Origin of the sequence: Streptomyces sp. NPDC002130 (assembly GCF_040296465.1) — a bacterium.
Lineage (GTDB): Bacteria > Actinomycetota > Actinomycetes > Streptomycetales > Streptomycetaceae > Streptomyces.
Genome location: NZ_JBEOXI010001233.1, coordinates 1 through 1,056, shown reverse-complemented (window position 1 = coordinate 1,056; position 1,056 = coordinate 1). Strand labels below are relative to the sequence as shown.

Annotated in this window: 2 protein-coding genes; both read left to right on the top strand. The window is 66.0% G+C overall.

The annotated features are described in order from the left end of the window. On the top strand, positions 1 to 198 hold a 198-nt coding region (locus ABT116_RS49880), incomplete at its 5' end, for a hypothetical protein (RefSeq protein WP_351648383.1). A gap of 391 nt (positions 199 to 589) precedes the next feature. Continuing rightward, a partial coding sequence (locus ABT116_RS49875) for an ATP-binding cassette domain-containing protein (RefSeq protein WP_502984118.1) occupies positions 590 to 1,056 on the top strand: 467 nt, incomplete at its 3' end.

Genomic DNA, 1,056 nt, shown 5'->3' with positions numbered 1-1,056 from the left:
GGCCATGTTCCTGCTGATCTTCACCGGATCCGGCGCGTTCGGCGTGGACCGGCTGCTGGCCTGATGCCCGCGTGGGAACGCGCCGCGGACGACGGTGCTCGGGTCCGGGTAGTGGTGGATCAGATCGCGTCGTACACGGAGAGTCGGCTGGAACGGGTGGACAAAGCGAGCCTGGGCGCGCAGGCCAGCTGGGGCTGAGCCGCTTACGCCCTCAGCAAGTCATCCGCGTCGACGGGTCGGTAGTGGTATCGAGCCACTTGCCGTAAGCGTCGCCACCTGCTGCGCGAACGTCCTTGCAGATCTTCGACTCGGTGTTCCCGGATTCGCGATACACCGTGTAGATCGCCGTCCCCGAATCGGAGACTTGACGCAGTGACGGGCAGGACTGGTCTGTGCGTAGGTATTTCGAGCCGGGGAACGCGTCGAGGTAGTTCTGGATCTCGCTGGCGCCGAAGAGCGTCGACGCAATCTTGCGCGCAAGGAACTCGCATGGCTGCGCCGCGGTGCTCCCGCCCGTACGTCCAAGCCGAAGTACCGCATCGAAGCCGCGGAAGCCCTGATCGCCGACGTTCCGGCGCCTCGTGACGCGGTGGCACTTGCGTCGTTCGCCCAGCGTCGACTCGGCAAGGTTGTCATCGAACTCGAGGACGCGCGTCTGGAGACCCCCGACGGCCGCGTACTCGTCGAGGATCTGACCTGGCGTCTTGCTCCGGGCGAGCGTGTCGGCCTGGTCGGCGTCAACGGCTCCGGTAAGACAACGCTGCTGCGGACCCTGGCCGGCGAACTCGAGCCTGCAGCAGGCAAGCGCATTCAGGGGCAGACCGTCCACATCGGTTGGCTCAAGCAGGAACTCGACGATCTGCCGACCGACATGCGCGTACTCGACGCAGTCAAGGATGTAGCCGAGCGAATCACGTTGGGTGACAAGGAAGTATCGGCCGGTCAGCTGGCCGAGCGCTTGGGCTTCACGCCCGCCCGCCAGCGCACGCCAGTCGGAGACCTCTCCGGTGGTGAGCGACGACGCCTGCAGTTGACGCGTGTCCTCATGGCCGAGCC